The sequence below is a fragment of the Arthrobacter sp. BPSS-3 genome (assembly GCF_044628475.1).
Taxonomy (GTDB): domain Bacteria; phylum Actinomycetota; class Actinomycetes; order Actinomycetales; family Micrococcaceae; genus Arthrobacter.
This window is the reverse complement of the sequence record NZ_JBIMMV010000002.1, coordinates 401,026-420,482: the sequence shown is the minus strand read 5'-3', so window position 1 is coordinate 420,482 and position 19,457 is coordinate 401,026. Positions and strand designations below refer to the sequence as shown.

General features: G+C 69.0%; 19 protein-coding genes. 7 read left to right on the top strand and 12 right to left on the bottom strand.

The genetic code is table 11. The features are described from left to right. A complete protein-coding gene (pdxT, locus tag ACFVY3_RS05005) occupies positions 1 to 702 on the bottom strand; it encodes a pyridoxal 5'-phosphate synthase glutaminase subunit PdxT (RefSeq protein ID WP_290257717.1) in 702 nt (233 codons plus the stop codon). Positions 703 to 794: 92 nt separating this feature from the next. On the opposite strand from pdxT, the gene ACFVY3_RS05000 reads away from it, so the two are divergent. From ACFVY3_RS05000 to ACFVY3_RS04990, 3 genes are all read left to right on the top strand, one after another. Beyond that, positions 795 to 2,099 (top strand): MurT ligase domain-containing protein, encoded by a 1,305-nt coding sequence (locus tag ACFVY3_RS05000; RefSeq protein ID WP_400158953.1) that lies wholly within the window; start codon positions 795 to 797, stop codon positions 2,097 to 2,099. An 83-nt stretch (positions 2,100 to 2,182) separates the two neighbouring features. After that, positions 2,183 to 2,890: a type 1 glutamine amidotransferase gene (locus ACFVY3_RS04995; protein WP_400159061.1), complete on the top strand. Its 708-nt coding sequence runs from the start codon at positions 2,183 to 2,185 to the stop codon at positions 2,888 to 2,890. A 20-nt stretch (positions 2,891 to 2,910) separates the two neighbouring features. Next, a complete protein-coding gene (locus tag ACFVY3_RS04990; RefSeq protein WP_400158952.1) occupies positions 2,911 to 3,378 on the top strand; it encodes a GNAT family N-acetyltransferase in 468 nt (155 codons plus the stop codon). A gap of 8 nt (positions 3,379 to 3,386) precedes the next feature. On the opposite strand, the gene ACFVY3_RS04985 is transcribed toward ACFVY3_RS04990, so the two are convergent. The 3 genes from ACFVY3_RS04985 to ACFVY3_RS04975 are packed head-to-tail and all read right to left on the bottom strand — an operon-like array spanning position 3,387 to position 6,063. Beyond that, the gene (locus ACFVY3_RS04985; protein ID WP_400158951.1) at positions 3,387 to 3,884 is read right to left on the bottom strand and encodes an AAA family ATPase; all 498 of its coding nucleotides are present in this window, start codon (positions 3,882 to 3,884) and stop codon (positions 3,387 to 3,389) included. Then, positions 3,881 to 4,783 carry an alpha/beta fold hydrolase gene (locus ACFVY3_RS04980; protein WP_400158950.1) on the bottom strand — a complete coding sequence of 301 codons (903 nt, stop codon included), beginning with the start codon at positions 4,781 to 4,783 and terminating at the stop codon, positions 3,881 to 3,883. The genes ACFVY3_RS04985 and ACFVY3_RS04980 overlap by 4 nt, the downstream gene beginning before the upstream one ends. Before the next feature lie 2 nt (positions 4,784 to 4,785). Further along, positions 4,786 to 6,063, bottom strand: coding sequence for a CapA family protein (locus tag ACFVY3_RS04975; RefSeq protein ID WP_400158949.1), 1,278 nt, complete (start codon positions 6,061 to 6,063; stop codon positions 4,786 to 4,788). Positions 6,064 to 6,144: 81 nt separating this feature from the next. On the opposite strand from ACFVY3_RS04975, the gene ACFVY3_RS04970 reads away from it, so the two are divergent. Beyond that, positions 6,145 to 8,157 (top strand): M3 family metallopeptidase, encoded by a 2,013-nt coding sequence (locus ACFVY3_RS04970; protein ID WP_400158948.1) that lies wholly within the window; start codon positions 6,145 to 6,147, stop codon positions 8,155 to 8,157. 207 nt (positions 8,158 to 8,364) lie between these two features. On the opposite strand, the gene pdxS is transcribed toward ACFVY3_RS04970, so the two are convergent. The 6 genes from pdxS to ACFVY3_RS04940 form a co-directional block, all read right to left on the bottom strand. Next, positions 8,365 to 9,291, bottom strand: coding sequence for a pyridoxal 5'-phosphate synthase lyase subunit PdxS (pdxS, locus tag ACFVY3_RS04965; RefSeq protein ID WP_290257711.1), 927 nt, complete (start codon positions 9,289 to 9,291; stop codon positions 8,365 to 8,367). A 215-nt stretch (positions 9,292 to 9,506) separates the two neighbouring features. After that, positions 9,507 to 10,145 (bottom strand): phosphatidylinositol phosphate synthase, encoded by a 639-nt coding sequence (gene pgsA, locus ACFVY3_RS04960; protein WP_400158947.1) that lies wholly within the window; start codon positions 10,143 to 10,145, stop codon positions 9,507 to 9,509. Continuing rightward, positions 10,135 to 10,755 carry an HIT family protein gene (locus ACFVY3_RS04955; RefSeq protein ID WP_400158946.1) on the bottom strand — a complete coding sequence of 207 codons (621 nt, stop codon included), beginning with the start codon at positions 10,753 to 10,755 and terminating at the stop codon, positions 10,135 to 10,137. Before ACFVY3_RS04955 ends, pgsA begins: the two co-directional genes overlap by 11 nt. A 14-nt stretch (positions 10,756 to 10,769) precedes the next feature. Further along, the gene (gene thrS, locus ACFVY3_RS04950; protein ID WP_400158945.1) at positions 10,770 to 12,776 is read right to left on the bottom strand and encodes a threonine--tRNA ligase; all 2,007 of its coding nucleotides are present in this window, start codon (positions 12,774 to 12,776) and stop codon (positions 10,770 to 10,772) included. Between the two features lie 140 nt (positions 12,777 to 12,916). Continuing rightward, complete coding sequence (locus ACFVY3_RS04945) at positions 12,917 to 16,468, bottom strand: DNA polymerase III subunit alpha (protein WP_400158944.1); 3,552 nt, start codon at positions 16,466 to 16,468, stop codon at positions 12,917 to 12,919. After that, complete coding sequence (locus ACFVY3_RS04940) at positions 16,465 to 16,794, bottom strand: DUF6504 family protein (protein WP_364135418.1); 330 nt, start codon at positions 16,792 to 16,794, stop codon at positions 16,465 to 16,467. The genes ACFVY3_RS04945 and ACFVY3_RS04940 overlap by 4 nt, the downstream gene beginning before the upstream one ends. A gap of 211 nt (positions 16,795 to 17,005) precedes the next feature. Here ACFVY3_RS04940 and ACFVY3_RS04935 point away from each other — a divergent pair, with 211 nt between their 5' ends. Further along, complete coding sequence (locus tag ACFVY3_RS04935; RefSeq protein WP_377970331.1) at positions 17,006 to 17,392, top strand: hypothetical protein; 387 nt, start codon at positions 17,006 to 17,008, stop codon at positions 17,390 to 17,392. Here the strand turns inward: ACFVY3_RS04935 and ACFVY3_RS04930 are convergent, their stop codons facing one another. Then, positions 17,393 to 17,719, bottom strand: a complete 327-nt coding sequence (locus tag ACFVY3_RS04930) for a chorismate mutase (RefSeq protein WP_377970329.1) — start codon at positions 17,717 to 17,719, stop codon at positions 17,393 to 17,395. It lies immediately after the preceding gene. A gap of 14 nt (positions 17,720 to 17,733) precedes the next feature. On the opposite strand from ACFVY3_RS04930, the gene ACFVY3_RS04925 reads away from it, so the two are divergent. Next, a complete protein-coding gene (locus ACFVY3_RS04925; protein WP_400158943.1) occupies positions 17,734 to 18,156 on the top strand; it encodes a VOC family protein in 423 nt (140 codons plus the stop codon). Positions 18,157 to 18,163: 7 nt separating this feature from the next. Here ACFVY3_RS04925 and ACFVY3_RS04920 read toward each other — a convergent pair whose 3' ends face one another. Further along, a complete protein-coding gene (locus ACFVY3_RS04920; RefSeq protein ID WP_377970326.1) occupies positions 18,164 to 18,922 on the bottom strand; it encodes an SOS response-associated peptidase in 759 nt (252 codons plus the stop codon). A gap of 166 nt (positions 18,923 to 19,088) precedes the next feature. Here ACFVY3_RS04920 and ACFVY3_RS04915 point away from each other — a divergent pair, with 166 nt between their 5' ends. After that, positions 19,089 to 19,346, top strand: coding sequence for a mycoredoxin (locus tag ACFVY3_RS04915; RefSeq protein WP_290257701.1), 258 nt, complete (start codon positions 19,089 to 19,091; stop codon positions 19,344 to 19,346). The last annotated feature ends 111 nt before the right edge of the window (positions 19,347 to 19,457 follow it).

Below are 19,457 nucleotides of genomic sequence, written 5' to 3'. Positions count from 1 at the left end.
TTACGCTTCTCCTCTGATCATTCGAATAAACAGTTCATGCACGCGCTTTTCCCCTGTCACTTCCGGGTGGAAGGAGGTGGCCAGCAGCTTGCCGGAACGCACTGCAACAATTCTAGCGGCCCCGTCCAGCACGCCAGAGGCTCCGGCGCCGGTGGGTTCCACCCGGGCGAGGACCTCGACGCCGGGTCCCACCCGTTCCACCCACGGGCCGCGGATGAACACGGCGTGCACGGGTGCGACGCCGGTGTCTCCGGCACTGAACTCCAGTCCCTTGAACTCCAGGTCCGTTTCAAAGGATTCCCGCTGCCGGCCGAAGGCGTTCCGCCGGACGGTCATGTCCAGGCCGCCGAAGGTCTGCTGCGGGTTCCCGGCGAGGTCGGTGGCCGGGTCGGTGAGGTCGTCGGCCAGCAGGATCATGCCGGCGCAGGAGCCGTAGACCGGCAGGCCGTCGCGGATCCGTCCGACGAGGGGTTCGCGGAGTTCGAAGGCCCGGGAGAGCTTGTCGATGGTGGTCGATTCGCCGCCGGGAATGATGAGTCCGTCCAGGCCGTCGAGTTCGCCGGGCCGGCGGACGCCGACGCCGGTGGCTCCGGCGGCTTCCACCGCACGCAGGTGCTCGCGGAAGTCGCCCTGGAGCGCCAGGACGCCGATGCGCAGGCCCGAGCCCACGCTGGAGCCGGGCGGGAAGAGTGGGGAGGTCATCCTGCCAGCATAGTGCGGCCGTCCGCCGCGGGCCGCACCGGGCGGGGCCTCCGGGCCGGGTTCTATGCCCCGGCTGGGATATATTACAAGGCATGCTCTACTTCAGCGTCCCGCTCGGCAAGTTCGTCCGCCGGGTCTCCCGGCTCAGGGGTGGAGGCTCCGCCCTTCCCGGCCTGGTGGTCGAGAAAATCGACCCCGGCTTCATGCAGAGGACGCTGGCCACGCTGCCGCTCGGCGTCGCCGTCGTCAGCGGAACTAACGGCAAGACCACCACCACCAAGATGGTCGTGGAACTCCTCGAGAGCCAGGGCCTGAAGGTCTTCACCAACCGCACGGGCAGCAACTTCACCCGCGGCGTTGCCGCCGCGCTGCTTGGTGAGGTGGACTGGCGCGGCAGGCTCGACGCCGACATCGCGGTGCTGGAGCTCGACGAAGCCCACGCGGTGCACTTCGTCAACAAGGTCCCGCCGCGCTACTGCCTGCTGCTGAACGTCCTCCGGGACCAGCTGGACCGGTTCGGCGAGATCGACAAGACCGCGGACCTGTTGCAGCACATTGCCTCGAAGACCACCGGGACCGTCGTGTTGAACCGCGAGGATCCGCGGGTGGCCCGGATCGCCGCCACCCTCGCCACCCCGGCCGTGGGCGGTCCGGAGGTCCGCTACTTCGGGCTGGACGACTCGCTGCTGAGCACCTTCCCCAATGACGACGACATGCGCTCCGCCCCGGGCAGCCCGGTTCCGGACGCCCCCGCGAAGCCGAATGCCGACGTCGTCCTCCGCCGCGTGGGCCCGGCCGACGCCGATTTCGACTACGACGGCGCCACCGTTTCGACGCCGATGAAGCTGCGCGGCGTCTACAACATCTTCAATGCCGCCGCGGCCCTGACCCTGGCCCGCGCCATCTCCGCCGTCCGCGGTACCGCCACGGACCATGCCGGCCTGCTCGCGGCCCTGGGCAACGTCGCGCCGGCGTTCGGCCGCGGCGAGAGCCTGGTGGTGGACGGCCTGCCGCTGGACCTGGTGTTGGTCAAGAACCCGAGCGGTTTCCGGCTGGGGCTCAAGTCCTTCCCGGCCGCGGGCTACGCAACCATGATCGCGATCAACGACAACTACGCCGACGGCCGGGACATGTCCTGGCTCTGGGACGTCGAGTTCGATACCCTCCGCGAGGGCGGCGTGGACCAGCTGACCGGTTCCCGTGCGTACGACATGGCCCTGCGCCTGCAATACGACGACGTCGCCATCGGCGCGGTCGACACGGAGATCGCTCCGGCCCTGGCCGCGTTCATCCGCGGCGCCAAGGACCGGCCGAAGCGGATCTTCTGCACCTATACAGCCATGCTGGCCATCCGCCGCGAGCTGTCCAAAATCACCACAGTGGAGGTGGTCTCGTGACCCCGGAAACCGGTCCGCAGCACGAACTCTCCCACGGCCACGAGCTTCCCCCGGAGGAACCCGCCGCTCCCAGCAAGGGCACCATCCGGGTGCTGCAGCTCTACCCGCGGGACATGAACATTTACGGCGACTGGGGCAACGCCCTGGTCCTGGCGCAGCGGCTGCGCTGGCACGGCTACACGCCCGAACTGCTCGAATACAACGTGGGCGACGACTTCCCCGCGAACGTGGACCTGATCGTCGGTGGCGGCGGCCAGGACAGCGGCCAGCTGGTGATCCAGGACGACCTGCTGTCCCGGGAAACGGTGTTGCGCGAACTCGCCGAGGACGGCACGCCCATGCTGGTCATCTGCGGCCTCTACCAGTTGTTCGGGAAGTTCTTCCGGACCCGGACCGGCTCGGTCATCCCCGGGATCGGCATCCTGGATGTCGAGACGAACGGCACGGACGAGCGGTTGATCGGCAACGTCAGCGTCTCCACCCCCGAGTTCGGGACCGTCCTGGGCTACGAGAACCACAGCGGCCAGACCACCCTGGGTCCCGGCGTCGAACCCCTGGGCACCACCGCCAAGGGCACCGGCAACAACAGCGGCGACGGCCATGAGGGCGCCCGGTACCGGAACATCGTGGCGAGCTACCTCCACGGATCGTTGCTGCCGAAGAACCCGGCGCTGGCCGACTTCCTGATCAAGACCGCGGTGGAACGTAAGTACGGCAGCTTCACGCCGGGCACCCCGGATGACCGGTACGCCGTCCTGGCCCGCGAGCACGCCGCCCGCCGGCCGCGCTAGGGATCGCCCCGGAACCGGCCATGATCAGCTACGCCCCTGACGCGCCGGACCGCGCGGACGTGCGGATCCTGCTCGAGGAACACCTGGCGGACATGTTCGCGACCTCGCCGGCCGAGAGCGTCCACGCGCTCGACGTCAGCGCCCTCGCCGGACCCGCGATCAGCTTCTGGACCGCCCGCGAAGACGGCATCCTCCTTGGCTGCGGCGCCCTCAAGGACCTCGGCGCGGGCGGTGCGGAGATCAAGTCGATGCGGACCGCCCGGGACGCCCGCGGGCGCGGCGTCGCCGGCGGCCTGCTGGGGCGGCTCCTCGCCGAGGCGCGGGAGCGTGGCTTCAACCGGGTCAGCCTGGAAACCGGTTCCCAGGACTACTTCGCGGCGGCACGCAGACTCTACCTGCGGCACGGCTTCGCGGTCTGCCCGCCGTTCGCCGACTACACCGCCGACCCGAACAGCGTGTTCATGACCCTGGAGCTGTCGGAGGGCTAGGCGGGGCCTTACCTTCCCGGGACCCGGTGAATCCGCATCCCCTCGGTTTCCGAGGGCTCCTCGAAAATCCCGGCGAGGTGCCGGACGCCGTCGTCCGTCAAGGCATGCGAGCCCGGTTCTGCTGCCAGCGTCCGACGCCGGGTTTGCTCGATGGCGGTGTCCAGCGGCGTTGCGACGTGGTGCAGCTCGACGCCGAAACCGGCCGACACTGCTTTGCCCCTCCAGAGTGCCCGCCTGGCCCGGCTCCACTGGTTCCAGTCAAGAACCACATCGGTCCCCGCACGCAACACCTGCAGTGCCGTCTCCCAGATCAGGCCCTTGCACGTCTCGGCCCGGCTGCCATAGTCCTCCGAGGCGTAATGCAGGCCTGGATAGAGGCGCAGCATCCATTCGTCCAGGCTGAACCGCACGGCCGGCAGGGATGCTTCAAGCTCTCGGGCCAGGGTTGTCTTACCGGCGCCGTTGAGGCCGCAGAGCAGGTGCACCGTCGGCGGGATGGAGGTCACGCTCCTTCGCCGCGGAGTAGCCGTGCGAATTCGACCGGGCGGCTGGCGGGCCACCAGTGGCCGCCGTCTACCCGGACGACCGTGAGGTCATCGACCCAGCCGTCGAGGTCCTCGGCCAGGTGGGGCGAGAGGTAGGCGTCGCGCAGGGGCACCACCACCTGCACGGGGATGTGCACCCGCCGGGATGCCCCCTGCGGCCGGCCCGTGCGGGCGCCGCGGCCAAAGAGGTTGCTCCGGTAGAGGGCCAGCCCGCGGACTGGGTTGTCCCCCAGTGGCCGGTTCGCGGCCTGCTCGAAGCGGCGGGTGAGCACCAGCCGCCATGCCGCCTCGGGCAGGACGGGCAGCTGGAACGCCAGCAAATACCAGCTGCGGAGCAGCTGCCCGCCGAGCTTTCCCCACTCACGCGGACGCCGGATCCGGGCGTTGATCCAGCGGGAGAAGTGGCCCATGTCGGGCCCGGAGATGCTGGTGTAGCGGCTAATCGCCCCGGTGGCGCGCGGATCCCTGACCACTGCCCAGCCCTGGATGGAGCCCCAGTCGTGGCCCACCAGGTGGACGTTCCCGACGCCGACGGCGGAGAGGACCGCGAAGGCGTCGTCCACCAGCGCGGCCAGCGAGTAGTCGGCCGTCCCGCCGTCCGCCGCGACGCGGGACTCCCCCGCGTTGCGGGTGTCGTAGGCGATCATGTGGTGCGTCCCGGCAAGCTCGGCGATCACGGGCAGGAACACCTGGTGGTCATCGGGATAGCCGTGGATCAGCAACAGGCTCGGCACGCCCGGCCCCGGCTCCCGGCCGTACTCAAAGACAGCCAGTCGCGCGGCGCCCTGCCGGACCTCCCGCCGTCCTCCCTGCGGCGTTCCCCGCTCTGCCGGAGCGAATCCGGCCCCTTCGTCGGTCATGGCTACTTCTCCTTGGTGATCAGCAGTTCGTGGGCGCCGGCCGTCGCCGCTCCCATCGATTCGACCACGGTCTTGGTGCGCTGACGGGTGGCAGCGTCCGCGGCGGGACCGGCGCAGGGGCCCTGCGGTGTGTCGGCGGCCACCGAGCACCAGCGGTACGGGCCTCGGACGATCACCGACGGCGCCCAGCCCAGATCCGAAGCCGTCCACTTACCGGCCGCGTCCTGGCTGAACTGCGCCCGCACCAGCAGGCCCTCATTGTTCACGACGTACGTTGGCGAGAGTTCCGTGATGCCGTTGCCGAGCCCGTAGACGATCCAGCTGCCCTTGTACTGTTCGATGGGCAGCACCGAATGGGTGTGGTGGCCGTAGATCATGGTGAACTGGCCGCTATCCACCAGCGCATGCGCGGCCTCGCGCTGTTCTGCGTTCGGGACGCTGGCGTACTCCTCGCCGGCGTGCATCACGCCCAGCACGATGTCGGCACCCTGGGCGCGGGCCTTCTTCGCCTTGGCGATCATGGCGGCCGGATCGAGCATGTCCACCTGCCAGGCGAAGTCGGGAGTCTGTCCGTTGAGGCCGTAGGCCCCCTCGATGACGGCGATCTTGGCGGCGGCGGTCTGCAGGATGAGCACGCCCTGCGAGTCCGCCTCGGTGCGGTAGGACCCGGTGTGCTGGAGGCCGGCCGCGTCGAGGGCGTCCAGGGTGCGGACCAGGCCGGCGGTGCCCCGGTCGATGGTGTGGTTGCTGGCCGTGGTGCAGGCCTGGTAGCCGACCTGCTGGGCGGCGGTGATGATCTGCGGCGGGACGTTGAAGGACGGGTAGGCGGAGAAGGGGCCGGTGGGGCCGGCCACCGGGGTTTCCTGGTGGCAGATGGCCAGGTCCGCCTTCGCGATGTAGCGGCGCTGGCCCTCCAGCAGCGGGCCGAAGTCCAGGCCCTTGGCCCCGGCGGCCAGGGCGTCGGCGCGGGCCTGGTCCCAGAGCTGGGCGTGGACCAGCATGTCGCCGGTGACCAGCACGGATGTGCAGCGGACGGCGGCGCAGTCGGGGCCCTTCCCGGGTGTCGGGGTGGGAGTCGGCGTCGGGCTGGGCGACGACGACGGCGTGCCCTGCGACTGCCCCGATGCCTGCCCCGTCGCCGTGGCGCCGGCATTCGCGGTCCCTGCGGCGTCCCCGTCCGGGCGGGCCAGCACCCCGCAGGAGCTCAGCGTAGCAGCGATGGCAATCGAGAGCAGGCCGGCCGCAACGCGGGCCGGGCGCGAAAGATGTGGAGTCCCCATGGCCACATCGTACGGGCCGGACCGTCCCAACACGCGCCGCAGACCATTGAGAACCGCCACGAAACATGAAAGTGTCGTTTCATGACTAACCCCCTCCTGAGCCCCAGTACCCTGCCGTACGGACTGCCACCTTTCGCGGAAATCGATGCCGGCCACTACGCCGACGCCGTCGAGGCCGGCCTGGCCGAACACCTCGCGGAGATTCAGGCGATCGTCGACACACCGGAGCCCGCCAGCTTTGAGAACACCGCCGTCGCGATGGAGCGCTCCGGCGCTCTGTTGCAGCGTGCGGCGGCGTCCTTCTTCACGCTGGTGTCCGCGGACGCCACGGACGAGATCCGGGAGCTGGAGACCCGCCTCTCCCCCGCCTTCTCCGCCCACGAGGACGCCATCTACCTCAACCGCGGCCTCTACGAAAGGTTCGCCGCAATTCCCACGGACGGGCTCGACGCCGAATCCGCCCGTCTGGTCGAGGAGTATCTGAAGGCGTTCCGCCAGTCCGGGATCCAGCTCGACGCCGCCGGCCAGGACCGGCTCCGGGCCATCAACGCCGAGCTCTCCACCCTGGGCACCGAATTCGGCCAGCGGGTCAAGGAAGGCATGAAGTCCGCGTCGCTGCTGCTGGACGACGCCACGGACCTGGCCGGGCTGCCGGCCGACGACGTCGCCAGCGCCGCCGAGGCCGCCCGCACCGCCGGGGCCGAAGGCAAGTACCTGCTGACCCTGATCCAGCCCAGCAACCAGCCGGCCATGGCCGCGCTGGAGAACCGCGAGGTCCGCCGCCGGCTCTACGAGGCCTCGATCGGCCGCGGCAGCAACGGCGGGACCCTGGACGTGCGGGACCTGGTCAAGGACATGGTCCGGCTGCGCGCAGAGAAAGCCACCCTGCTGGGCTTCGCCAACTTCGCCGAGCTCAGCGTGGACCAGCAGACCGCCCCCGACTTCGCCGCGGTGCAGGCGATGCTGGGCCGGTTGGCCCCGGCTGCCGTGCGGAACGCCGACGCCGAGGCCGAGGCCCTCGCCGAGGTCGCCGGCCATCCGCTGGAGGCGTGGGACTGGGCGTACTACTCCGCCCGGGTCAAGCGCGAACGCTACTCCGTGGACGAGCAGGCCCTGCGCCCCTACTTTGAGCTGGACCGGGTCCTGAAGGACGGGGTCTTCTTCGCGGCCAACGCCCTCTACGGCATCACGTTCCACGAGCGGACCGACCTGGCCGGCTACCACCCCGATGTCCGGGTCTGGGAGGTCAAGGACGCCGACGGCACGGGCCTGGGCCTCTTCCTCGGCGACTACTACACCCGCGAATCGAAGCGCGGCGGCGCCTGGATGAACTCCCTGGTGGAGCAGTCGGACCTGCTGGGGACCCGTCCCGTGGTGATCAACAACCTGAACATCTCCAAGCCGCCGGCCGGGGAACCCACGCTCCTGACCCTGGACGAACTGCGGACCACCTTCCACGAGTTCGGCCACGCCCTGCACGGGCTCTTCTCCGCCGTGACCTACCCGCGGTTCTCCGGAACCTCGGTGCCGCGCGACTTCGTCGAGTACCCGTCCCAGGTCAACGAGATGTGGATCATGTGGCCGGAGGTGCTGGCCAACTACGCCCGGCACCACGTCTCGGGCGAGCCGCTGCCGCAGGAAACCGTGGACAAGCTTAATGAAGCCGCCCTCTGGGGCGAGGGCTTCGGCACCACCGAGTACCTTGGCGCCGCGCTGCTGGACCTCGCCTGGCACGTCCTGGAGGAGTCCGAGGTCCCCGATGACGTCCTGGAATTCGAGGCGAAGGCCTTGGCCGCCGCCGGCGTCGCGCACAGCCTGATCCCGCCCCGCTACCGGACCGGGTACTTCCAGCACATCTTCGCCGGCGGCTGGTACGCCGCGGGCTACTACTCCTACATCTGGAGCGAGGTGCTCGACGCCGAGACCGTCGAGTGGTTCAAGGAGAACGGCGGCCTGTCCCGGGCCAACGGCGACTTCTTCCGCACCGAACTGCTCTCCCGCGGCAACAGCCGCGACCCGCTGGAGTCCTTCCGGGCCTTCCGCGGCCGGGAAGCCCGGCTGGAACCGCTGCTCAAGCGCCGCGGCCTGGATTAGTTCCCTTAGAACCCATACGACGCCGGCCCGCCACCTTGGAGAGGTGGCGGGCCGGACTCGTTCAATCAAAAGCGCAAGGCGACGGGCGGTGTGACCGGCAGAGTGCGTAAAAGGGGCCCCGCGCCCCGACCAGCAGCTAAGCTGCCAACGAAGCGCGGGGAATAGCACTCAGAGGATCAGCGCCGTCCGGCGCCGGCGGAGCTGTTGTTACCAGCCGCGCTCGGCGAGGCGGTGCGGCTGCGGGATCTCGTCGACGTTGATGCCAACCATGGCCTCGCCCAGGCCGCGGGAGGCCTTGGCGATGACGTCCGGGTCGTCGAAGAAGGTGGTGGCCTTCACGACGGCGGCGGCGCGCTGGGCCGGGTTGCCGGACTTGAAGATTCCGGAGCCGACGAAGACGCCGTCGGCGCCGAGCTGCATCATCATGGCGGCGTCGGCCGGGGTGGCAATGCCGCCGGCGGTGAAGAGGACCACGGGGAGCTTGCCGGCAGCGGCAACTTCCTTGACCAGTTCGTACGGGGCCTGCAGTTCCTTGGCCGCGACGTACAGCTCGTCCTCGGGCAGGGCGGCGAGCTTGGCGATCTCGGAGCGGATCTTGCGCATGTGCCCGGTGGCGTTGGAGACGTCGCCGGTGCCGGCTTCGCCCTTGGAGCGGATCATGGCCGCGCCCTCGTTGATGCGGCGCAGGGCCTCACCGAGGTTGGTGGCGCCACAGACGAAGGGAACCTTGAAGTTCCACTTGTCGATGTGGTTGACATAGTCGGCCGGGGTGAGGACCTCGGACTCGTCGATGTAGTCGACGCCGAGGGACTGCAGGACCTGGGCCTCGACGAAGTGGCCGATGCGGGCCTTCGCCATGACGGGGATGGAGACCGCGTCGATGATCTGGTCGATCATGTCCGGGTCGGACATGCGGGACACGCCGCCCTGGGCGCGGATGTCAGCGGGAACGCGTTCCAGCGCCATCACGGCCACGGCACCGGCGTCTTCGGCAATGCGGGCCTGCTCGACGTTGACGACGTCCATGATGACGCCGCCCTTGAGCATCTCCGCCATGCCGCGCTTGACGCGGCTGCTGCCCGTGACGTTCTGGGCGGACGCGCCGGCTTCGCTGCTTACATCAGGTGTAGACACAAAAACCCCTATGGGTAGATAGATGACCTCGCCCGGCGCGGACGGCACACGGGTACCGTGTGCGTTCACCCCGGATTACCGGAAACCATTGGCCGGTAAGGGTAATACTAGTCCCCCGCTGCGGGCCGGTTGAACTCGGGTTACGCCCCGGAACCGGGCGGGGACAGCGTCGGGGACAGGGTACGCCGGGCTGTGGCCGGTGGGTGCAGCCCGGCTCAGGCGGCGTGGTCGCTGGTGGTGCCGCGGGCTTCCTCCAGCGACTGCCGGCGGACGGCGCCGACCCGCTGGATGATCGTCACGAAACTGGCCAGCGCGAGCAGGCAGAGGGTGACGAGCAGGACCACCGGCGGCAGGCCGATGCCGGTGAGGCCGGTGACCACCAGCACGGAGACGAGCCGTTCGGCACGCTCTGCGATGCCGACGTTGGCGTGGAATCCCAGCGCCTCGGCCTTGGCCCGGGCGTAGGAGACCACCATGCCGAGGACCAGGCAGAGCAGGGCGGCAACGGCGATGGCCGGGTTGGCCCCGCCGGTGAAGAACCAGACGGCGACGCCGGCGAACAGGGCGCCGTCGGCCACCCGGTCCAGCGTGGAGTCCAGGAAGTTGCCCCAGCGGCCGCCGCGTTCCTGCAGCCGTGCCATGATCCCGTCGATGACGTCGGAGAAGATGAATGCGGTGATGAAGATGGTTCCCCACCAGAGCTGGCCCAGCGGGTAGAAGACGAGGGCGCCGACGACGACGCCGGCGGTGCCGACGATCGTCACGGCGTCCGGGGAGACGCCCATCCGGAGCAGCCAGCGGGCCAGCGGGGTGAACAGCGCGGTGAAGAACCCGCGGGCGTGCTTATTCAGCATCCGGTGTTCCCGCCGCCGGTTCCGTGGCCGCGGACGCGGGCCACGCTTCCGAAACCTGCCGGCGGACCTCGCCGAGGGTCTGGGTCATCGCCTTGGTCTGGGCGATGATCGGAAAGAAGTTCCCGTCCCCGCCCCAGCGCGGCACCACATGCTGGTGAAGGTGGCCCGCGACGCCGGCGCCGCCGGTGACGCCCTGGTTCATGCCCAGGTTGAAGCCGGTGGGGTTGGAGACTTTCCGCAGCACGCGCATGGCGGTCTGCGTCAGGTCGGCAAACTCGGCGGTCTCCTCGACCGTCAGATCCGTGTAGTCCGGGATGTGCCGGTACGGGCACACCAGCAGGTGCCCGGGGTTGTATGGGTACAGGTTCAGCACCACGTAGCAGGTCCGGCCGCGGTAGACGATCAGCGATTCCTCGTCCTGGCGTTCCGGTGCCACGCAGAACGGGCAGTCGTCCTGGTTCTTGAACTGGTGCTGGCCGCCCTTGATGTACGCCATGCGGTGCGGAGTCCACAGGCGCTGGAACGAGTCCGGCACGCCGGCCAGGCCAAAGTCATCGGTCACGCCGTCGTCGCCCGGGTAGCCCTGGCCGGCGCCTGTGGATTCCTGCACTTGCTGCTCCCCCGCTAGCTGGTCCGCTCGCGGACGGCGTCCACGATCCGACGGACGGCCTCGGCCACCGGCACGCCGTTGTCCTGGCTGCCGTCCCGGAACCGGAAGGACACGGCCCCGGCCTCGGCGTCGTCGCCGCCGGCGATCAGCACGAACGGGATCTTGTCCTTGCTGGCGGTGCGGATCTTCTTCGGGAACCGGTCCGAGGAGATGTCCACCTCGGCGCGGATGCCCGCGGCCTTGAGCTGGTCGACGACGTCGAACATGTAGTCGTTGAACGCCTCCGCCACCGGGATGCCGACCACCTGGACGGGGGCGAGCCAGGCCGGGAACGCGCCGGCGTAGTGCTCGGTGAGGACGCCCATGAACCGTTCGATCGAGCCGAACAGTGCGCGGTGGATCATGACCGGGCGCTGGCGGGTGCCGTCGGAGGCCTGGAATTCCAGTTCGAAGCGCTCCGGCAGGTTGAAGTCCAGCTGGATGGTGGACATCTGCCAGGTCCGGCCGATGGCGTCACGGGCCTGGACGGAGATCTTCGGGCCGTAGAACGCCGCTCCGCCCGGATCCGGGACCAGTTCGAGGCCGGATTCGGTCGCCACTTCCTCGAGGGTGCGGGTGGCTTCCTCCCAGACCTCGTCGGCGCCGACGAACTTCTCCGGGTCCTTGGTGGAGAGCTCCAGGTAGAAGTCCTGCAGGCCGTAGTCCTTGAGCAGGCCCAGCACGAAGTTCAGGGTCTTGGTCAGTTCGTCCTTCATCTGCTCACGGGTGCAGTAGATGTGGGCGTCGTCCTGGGTCATGCCCCGGACTCGGGTCAGGCCGTGCACCACGCCGGACTTCTCGTAGCGGTAGACCGAGCCGAATTCGAAGAGCCGCAGCGGCAGTTCACGGTAGGAGCGGCCGCGCGAGCGGAAGATCAGGTTGTGCATGGGGCAGTTCATCGGCTTCAGGTAGTAGTCCTGGCCGGGCTTGCGGACGGTGCCGTCCTCGTTCAGTTCCGCGTCGATGTGCATCGGGGGGAACATTCCGTCCCGGTACCAGTCCAGGTGCCCGGAGACCTCGTAGAGGTGGCCCTTGGTGATGTGCGGGGTGTAGACGAACTCGTAGCCGGCGTCGACGTGCCGCTGCCGGGAGTAGTCCTCCATGGCCTTGCGGATGATGCCGCCCTTGGGGTGGAACACAGGCAGGCCGGAGCCCAGCTCGTCCGGGAAGGAGAACAGGTCCAGTTCGGCGCCGAGCTTCCGGTGGTCGCGGCGTTCGGCCTCGGCGATGCGCTCCTGGTAGGCCTTGAGGGCTTCCTTGGTGGGCCAGGCGGTGCCGTAGATGCGCTGGAGCTGCTTGTTCTTCTCGCTGCCGCGCCAGTAGGCCGCGGAGGAGCGGGTCAGGGCGAAGGCGTTGGAGATCAGCTTGGTGTTGGGCAGGTGCGGGCCGCGGCACAGGTCGCACCAGACAGTGGTGCCTTCCTTGCGCTCGACGTTGTCGTAAATGCTCAGTTCGCCGCCGCCGACCTCGACGCTGGAGCCGTCCTCGTCGCTGCCGGCGCCCTTAAGGCCGATCAGTTCGAGCTTGTACGGCTCGTCCTTCATCGCCTCGCGTGCCTCGTCCTCGGTCACCACGCGGCGGACGAACTTCTGGTTCTGGTTGACGATCTTCAGCATCATCTTCTCGAGCTGGCGCAGGTCCTCCGGGGTGAAGGGTTCCTCGACGTCGAAATCGAAGTAGAAGCCGTCGGTGATGTACGGTCCGATGCCCAGCTTGGCGTCGGGGCGCAGCTGCTGCACGGCCTGGGCCATGACGTGGGCGGTGGAGTGGCGCAGCACGTTCAGGCCGTCCGGGGATTCGATGGTGACGCCTTCGACGTCGGCGCCGGCCGGCAGGGGCTGGTCCAGGTCCTTCAGTTCGCCGTTGACACGGGCCACGACGACGTCGCGGCGCTCGAAGAAGAGTTCCGCGCCGGTGGTCCCGGTAGTCACCTGGGTCTCTTCGCCATCGACGAGAAGGGTGATCTGCTGGGCATCTGACACGGGTGTCTCCTATTCACGGTTTTAAGGCTTCGTAGCTTGTGGCGTACGGGGACCACAGCCAGCCTCGTCCATGCTATCGGTATTTCCGGACGCCCAACCAACGCCTGCCACCCCGCCCATCGCCGCTTCCGGACCCGCACTCAACCGCTGAACCCCGTGATCGCGAGGGTCCGCCGGATGCCGTCCAGCGCGCCCGGCGCCATGTCCAGCGGCGGGCCCTCGGGCGCGTCGCCGCCGGTACTGGCGCCTCCGCCCCTGCCCGCGCCGGTACCCATGCCGGTGCCGGCGGCCGGGAAGGGCAGGGTGTCGGTGCGGCTGAGGTCCCAGGCCATGGAGGCGCTGATGCTGATGCCGCGGGGCCCGGTGCGGCGGGTGGTGCCGCGGATCAGCAGCAGCCGGGTGCTGAAGAGCAGCGGCCCGGCCTGCTCCTGGGCCTCGTGGAAGAACACTGAGTCCACGCAACCGGTCCCGTCGTCGATGCTAATGAAGACCACCCGCCGGCCGCCGCGCATCGGCGGGGTCTGGGTGGCCACCCGCACCCCGGCCACCAGCACCTCGGTGCCGTTGCGCAGCTTCAGGAGCTGGTCTGCCGTGGTGACGCCCAGCCGGTCCAGCAGCGGCCGGTGGCTGTCCACCAGGTGGGCGCTGACGTCCACGGCCATCAGGTCCAGCTCAGCCCGGACGGTGTCCACCAGCGTGGGGGCGGGCCGGCCGCCCTTGAGGTTGGTCAGTTCCACGTCGCCCAGCGGCAGGGCCAGCTGGCCCTCGATCACCTCGGCGCCCTTGCGCTGCGTCCTGGTCTGCAGCTGCTGCAGGTGGTGGACCAGGTCCGCCCGGTTGGTGTTGCCGCCGACGGCCCGGTGCAGGGAGTCGAAGGCGCCCAGCTGTGCGAGGCGCTGGATGCTGGGTTTGCTGATCCGGGTCCGGGCGCGCAGGTCCGCGAAGGAGTCGTAGGGCTGGCCGGCGACGATGCGTTTGAGTTCGGCGCCGGAGAGACCGAAGATCCCCTTCAGGCTCAGTCGGATGCCCAGCTTCCCCCGGTCCGGGCCGTCCACGACCGGTTCCACCCGGTATTCGGCCTTGCTGCGGTTGATGTCCAGGGGCAGGATGGGGATGCCCATGCGGCGGGCCTCGGCCACTAGGAGCCGCTTGGGGTACATGCCGGGGTCGTGTTCCCAGATCCCGGCCAGGAATGCCTCCGGGTGGTGGGTTTTCAGCCACGCCGACTGATAGGTGGGCACGGCGAAGGCGGCGCCGTGGGCCTTGCAGAACCCGAAGCTGCCGAAGGCCTTCAGGGTTCCCCAGACTTTGTCAACGACCGCCGGGGAATAATCCCGCCGTTTGGCCTCCCGGCGGAAGAATTCCTCCACCTGGTTCTCCAGCACCTCGTTGCCGAGGGCGCGCCGGAACTCATCGGCGCGGGCCAGGCCGCAGCCGGTCATCACGTCGAAGGTCTTCAGGATCTGTTCGTGGAAGACGGTGACGCCGTGGGTTTCCTGCAGCACCGGTTTGAGGTCCGGGTGCGGGAAAACCTCCGGGGCGAAGCCGTGCCGGTGTTCCAGGAAGGGCCGTACCATGTCCGACTTCATCGGCCCGGGCCGAAAGAGGGAGATGTCGATGATGAGGTCGTTGAACTCCCGGGGGGCCAGCTTTCCGATCAGTTCGCGCTGGCCCGGGGATTCGATCTGGAAGCAGCCCAGGGTGTGGGTGCTGCGGATCAGGTCGAAGGTGGGCTCGTCGTCCAGCGGGACGGCGTTCAGGTCGATGGTGCCGTCATCGGCAATGTAGTCCGGCCCGCTGCCGTCCGGCCCGGGCTGATGGTTTCCGGCGGCCACCACGTCCGCCTTCGAGGGGTGCAGCCGGATAACCTCCCGGACGGCGAAGGCCATGGCGGACTGCATCCGGACGCCCAGGACGTCGAGTTTGAGCATGCCCATGGGGTCCATGTCGTGCTTGTCGAACTGGCTCATCGGCAGGCCCAGGCCGCTGGGCTGGACCGGGGTGCGGTCCAGCAGCGTGGCATCGCCCAGGATGACCCCGCACGGGTGCATGGAGATGTGCCGGGGCAGCCGGTCCAGCCGTTCGGTCAGGTCCACCAGCAGGTCCAGCTGTTGGTTGCCGGTGAAGTCCCGCTGCTCCACCCGCCCGGCGAACTCCTTCAGCTCCGGCTTCTCCACCAGCGCCTCGCGGAAGTTCCGTGCGGAGAACCGCCACAGCTGTTTTGCGATCTCGTCGATGTCGCCGCCCTCCATGCCGAGGGCCAGTCCGGCGTCGCGCACGGCACCCCGGGCGCGGTACCCGTTCTGCATGCTCATCAGGGTCACCCGTTCGGCACCGAACCGGTCGAAGATCTTCCGGTAGACGTTGTGCCGTTCGGCGCTCTCGACGTCGATGTCGATGTCCGGCAGGGTGGCCCGGTCCCGTGAGAGGAAGCGTTCGAAGATCAGGTCGTGCTGCAGCGGGTTCACCTGGCTGACGCCGATCAGGTAGTTGACCAGGCTGGAGGCCCCGGAGCCCCGGGCCGCGGCGCGCACCCCCATGTCCGTGATCATCCGGGACACCTCGGCCACGGTCAGGAAGTAGGAGGCGAACCCGAGGCTGTCGATGATCCGCAGCTCATGCTCCAGCCTGGCCCGCAGCTTCACGGCACTGCTGCCGCTGATGCCGGGAAAGCGGCGGGTGATGCCGGCCTCGCAGCGGGCCGCCAGTTCGGCCAGCGGGTCCCCCTCGATCCCGATCACGGCCGCTTCCGGGACCACCGGCTGCTTCCAGCCCATGTCCGCGGCCGGGTCTATCCGGCAGCGGTCCGCGAGCGCCTCGGTATGCGCCAGCAGGCTCTTGAGGTCGGCCGCGCCGAATCCCGCGGCGTGAATGATTTCCTTGCCCAGCTCCAGCATCTGCGCGGAGCTTTTGAGCCAGGCCTGTCCGTTGGGTTGCAGCAGCGGCTCGCCGGCCAGTTCGGGTAGCGACTTCAGGGTACGGGCGGAGTCCAGCACGTCCGCCGTGGCCGCCCCGTCCTCGGCGACATAGCGCACGGCGTTGCTGAGCACGGCGGGAACGCCGTGTTCGGCGGCCAGCTTGAGCATCCGCACGGCGTGCGCCGTGCTGAGGTGCTCCCCCGGGGCGCTCAGCTGGGAGACCACCTCGGCGGTGACGGTTCCCGCCGGCATGGCGTCGAGCCATTGCTTGAACAGGGTGCGCGGCCGCAGGTAGCGCCGCCCGCCCATGGAGCGGCCGACGTCCGAGTCCGGTCCGATCAGTACCGTCAGCACCGGTTCGAGTGTCTGCGGGTCCAGCGCCCGGGATGCCAGTTCGGCCCGTGTGACCGCAGCGGGGACCGTACCGCCGGCCTTGCCCGTGGTGCGGGCGTGGGCATCGGAGATCAGCCGGCACAGGGCGCGGTATCCAGCCCCGGCGTTTCCCCCGTGGGCCAGGACGACGACGCGGCCGCCCACCTGGGTGCGGAGGTCGCCGTCGTCGTCAAAGACCGCCAGGTCCACCCCCACGATGGGATCCAGCCCCTCGGCCATGCAGGCCTTGAGGTGTTTGATGGTGCCGTAGAGGCCGTCACGGTCGGTGCAGGCGAGCGCCGTCGCCCCGTCGGCTGCGGCCGCCGCGGCCAGTTCCTCCGGCCAGGACACGCCATAGTGGGCGCTGAAGGCGGTGGAGACGTGCAGGTGGGTGAAGCTCATGCCGACGCTGGCCTCCGCTGCCCCGCCAGGGCGTCGTGGAGCCGCAACAGCCGCCAGCGCCCGCTGCGCAGGTGGCGGCTGAGGTCGAGGGTGAGGCTTTGGTCCGGGGCCGAGGCGTCCCGGACCTCGAGCCGCCAGATCTCCGAGTCCACCAGGCCTGGGCCGCTGCCCAGCGGTGCGCGCTGCACTTCAGCCCACCACTCACGCCGTTCGAACCACCGCACCGGCTCGGCGCACAGCTCGTAGCTCCGTCCCGCCCAGACCAGGGACTCGGGCCGGCCCTCCGGGGTGCAGGCCACCTCCACGGATTCGCTGAACATCCCCATGATGCCTCCCGGGCGCAGTGTTTTAGACGAACGGGCTGGACGGCCGCCGGGCAGTTGCGCCGGAAGGTGCAGGTGCCACAGGCGGGAGGCCAGACGGGTTCCCTCTTGAATTATTCGAACATATCTTCGAATAGAACAAGTCTACGACGGGGCCGGGACAAAACCTAGATCAGGGGTGGACGGGGCCAACGTCCGGGGGCAGGATTGGCCTATGAGCTCGCACAACGCACTCCTGAAGCACGTCAGCATCGCCGCCAAGGATTCAACGTTGGTGGCGACCTTCGATATAGACGGCAATATCCCGGCCTCGGGCGCCTATGTGGTGGGGCTGGTCGCGGCGACGCCGGACCATTCGCATCAACGGCGGCTGGAAATCGAATTCCTCAATGGCGAGGCCGTGTCCTTCTTCTGCTTCAGCCATGACGGCACGGAGGAGAACTTCGATATCAAGGGCGTCCAGCATTCCGGGAACACCATCACGGGCAACTTCCCGCTGAGCACGGTACTGGGCCTGCCCAAGGGGCACCTGATGACGGCCTACAGCGACTGCGACGGGCGGGAGTACCAGGCCAACGTCCCCGTGGAGGAATCCCTCTAGCTAGCTGCCGGCCTTGTAGACCTCAAGCTCCAGGCGAATGAAGGCATCGATCATGGCCTTGTAGGTCGCTCCGACGATGTCGGTGTCGATGTCGTTGCGTTCGGCCGTTGCCTTCACGTGTTCCAGGACGCGCTCCACCCGTCCCGGGGCGCGGACCTCGGCGCTGTCGGCCTTGAGCGTCCCGGCGATCCGGATCAACCGCTCCCGGCGTCCGATCAGCGCGACGATCTGCTCGTCAACCTCGTCCACGGCCACCCGCACGGCTGCGAGCTGGTCCTTATCGGCCTGGGCTGCTTTGTCCTCTGCGTGATTTGTCGACATCTGCATGACAGTATCGAACGATGCAACCACGAGTCGACTTCATCTCCCTTGGCGTCCGCAGCGTGGAAGCCTCCCGCCGGTTCTATGTGACGGGCCTGGGTTGGCCCGTCCACCGCGAAGTCCCCGGGGAAGTGCTCTTCCTGCAGATCAACCACGGGCTCATCCTCTCGCTCTGGGACGCGGGCCAGATGCGGGCCGAAGCCGGGACGGACTCCCCCGCCGGAATCCCTCCCATCACCCTGAGCCACAACGTCCACAGCGCCGATGCGGTGGACAGGGTCCTGGGCGAGGCTGCGGCCGCCGGGGCCACCATCGTCGCGCCGCCCAAAACACAGCCGTGGGGCGGCTACACCGGCTACTTCGCGGACCCGGACGGCTTCCGCTGGGAGGTCGCGTTCAACCCGACCTGGACCGTGGACGCGGCCGGCCGGGTCACGGTCTAACCCCGCATCAGGCCTGGAACAGGCTGCCGACCGGTTCGATCAGTTCCGGGGAATCGTTGCGGACGTTCCCGACGGCGGTGCCGACAGCGTCGATCTGCCAGCCCTCGGCGACGTCGTGGGCGTTGGCGCGGACGATGCCGACCAGTTCCGCGGCGTCCTCGGCTCGGGGGTCAAGCCAGGCCTCCATGGTGGCGCGGTCCATCGGCAGCGGCACCCGGTCATGCAGGGCCGTCAGTTCCGCCAGCATCCCGTCGGCGTAACCCTCGGGCGGCGAATCGGTGGTCAGGATCGTCGTCGAGAGCAGCCACCGGCCGGGGTCCCCCTCTTCCTTGGACGGGTCCTTCCACCACTCGTACAGTCCCGCGAACGCCACCGGTGAGCCGTCCTTCGGATGCACGTAGTAGGGCTGCTTCCCCTTGCCCTGGCCCTTCCACTCGTAGTAGCCGTCGGCCGGGACGGCGCAGCGCCGGGACCGCGTGGCCTTCCGGAACGCCGGCTTCTCCAGCACACTCTCGCTGCGGGCGTTGATCATCTTCGACCCGATGCCGGGGTCCTTGGCCCAGGACGGGACCAGTCCCCAGCGGGCGATGTGGAGCTGCCGCGCCGGGTGCTCAGCCCCCTCGACCAGCCGCTCCAGGATGATCGGCACGTCCGCCGTCGGCGCGACGTTCCACGACGGCGGCACGGCGATCTCCTCCTCGAGCCCGGCGTCGAACTCTGCCAGCAGGTCCCCGACGGCCCGGGCCATCACATAGCGTCCACACATGCCCCCAGCATGCCACCGGCCGGCCCGGCCTGCACAGGGTGCCGCATCGGGGCTTGCCCCTGCCGGCACCTCCCTGCGGGAATACCGTCCCGCAGGATACGGTTATTCCAGAGACGTCCGATTGACCGTCCCGGCACGCACCGGCAACCCACCTGAGGAGAATTTCGTGGACTTCACCCCCGAATCCGGCACCATCACCATGTTCTCGACCACGTGGTGCGGCTACTGCAACCGGCTGAAGAAGCAGCTGGACGCGCAGGGCATCGGGTACACCGAGATCAACATCGAGGAAGTCGAAGGCACGGCCGAACTGGTCGAGCAGCTCAACGGCGGCAACCGTACCGTCCCCACCGTGCTGTTCCCGGACGGCACCGCCGCCACCAACCCCTCCGCGGCAGAGGTCAAGAGCCGCCTCGCGGCCTAACCCGCCAGCACCAGAGAACACCCACACCAGACACGACGCGGACTCCGGATTACCCGGGGCCCGCGTCGCGCCGTATCCGGCACCCCCAGGCCGGGCGGCGGCATCGAAAGG

What these genes read in the sequence shown, in the direction of transcription:
- pdxT (WP_290257717.1), bottom strand. Translation starts at nt 702, where the DNA reads ATGACCTCCCCACTCTTCCCGCCCGGCTCCAGCGTGGGCTCGGGCCTG.
- ACFVY3_RS05000 (WP_400158953.1), top strand. Translation starts at nt 795, where the DNA reads ATGCTCTACTTCAGCGTCCCGCTCGGCAAGTTCGTCCGCCGGGTCTCC.
- ACFVY3_RS04990 (WP_400158952.1), top strand. Translation starts at nt 2,911, where the DNA reads ATGATCAGCTACGCCCCTGACGCGCCGGACCGCGCGGACGTGCGGATC.
- ACFVY3_RS04980 (WP_400158950.1), bottom strand. Translation starts at nt 4,783, where the DNA reads ATGACCGACGAAGGGGCCGGATTCGCTCCGGCAGAGCGGGGAACGCCG.
- ACFVY3_RS04975 (WP_400158949.1), bottom strand. Translation starts at nt 6,063, where the DNA reads ATGGGGACTCCACATCTTTCGCGCCCGGCCCGCGTTGCGGCCGGCCTG.
- ACFVY3_RS04970 (WP_400158948.1), top strand. Translation starts at nt 6,145, where the DNA reads ATGACTAACCCCCTCCTGAGCCCCAGTACCCTGCCGTACGGACTGCCA.
- pgsA (WP_400158947.1), bottom strand. Translation starts at nt 10,145, where the DNA reads ATGCTGAATAAGCACGCCCGCGGGTTCTTCACCGCGCTGTTCACCCCG.
- ACFVY3_RS04945 (WP_400158944.1), bottom strand. Translation starts at nt 16,468, where the DNA reads ATGAGCTTCACCCACCTGCACGTCTCCACCGCCTTCAGCGCCCACTAT.
- ACFVY3_RS04940 (WP_364135418.1), bottom strand. Translation starts at nt 16,794, where the DNA reads ATGGGGATGTTCAGCGAATCCGTGGAGGTGGCCTGCACCCCGGAGGGC.
- ACFVY3_RS04935 (WP_377970331.1), top strand. Translation starts at nt 17,006, where the DNA reads ATGAGCTCGCACAACGCACTCCTGAAGCACGTCAGCATCGCCGCCAAG.
- ACFVY3_RS04930 (WP_377970329.1), bottom strand. Translation starts at nt 17,719, where the DNA reads ATGCAGATGTCGACAAATCACGCAGAGGACAAAGCAGCCCAGGCCGAT.
- ACFVY3_RS04925 (WP_400158943.1), top strand. Translation starts at nt 17,734, where the DNA reads ATGCAACCACGAGTCGACTTCATCTCCCTTGGCGTCCGCAGCGTGGAA.
- ACFVY3_RS04920 (WP_377970326.1), bottom strand. Translation starts at nt 18,922, where the DNA reads ATGTGTGGACGCTATGTGATGGCCCGGGCCGTCGGGGACCTGCTGGCA.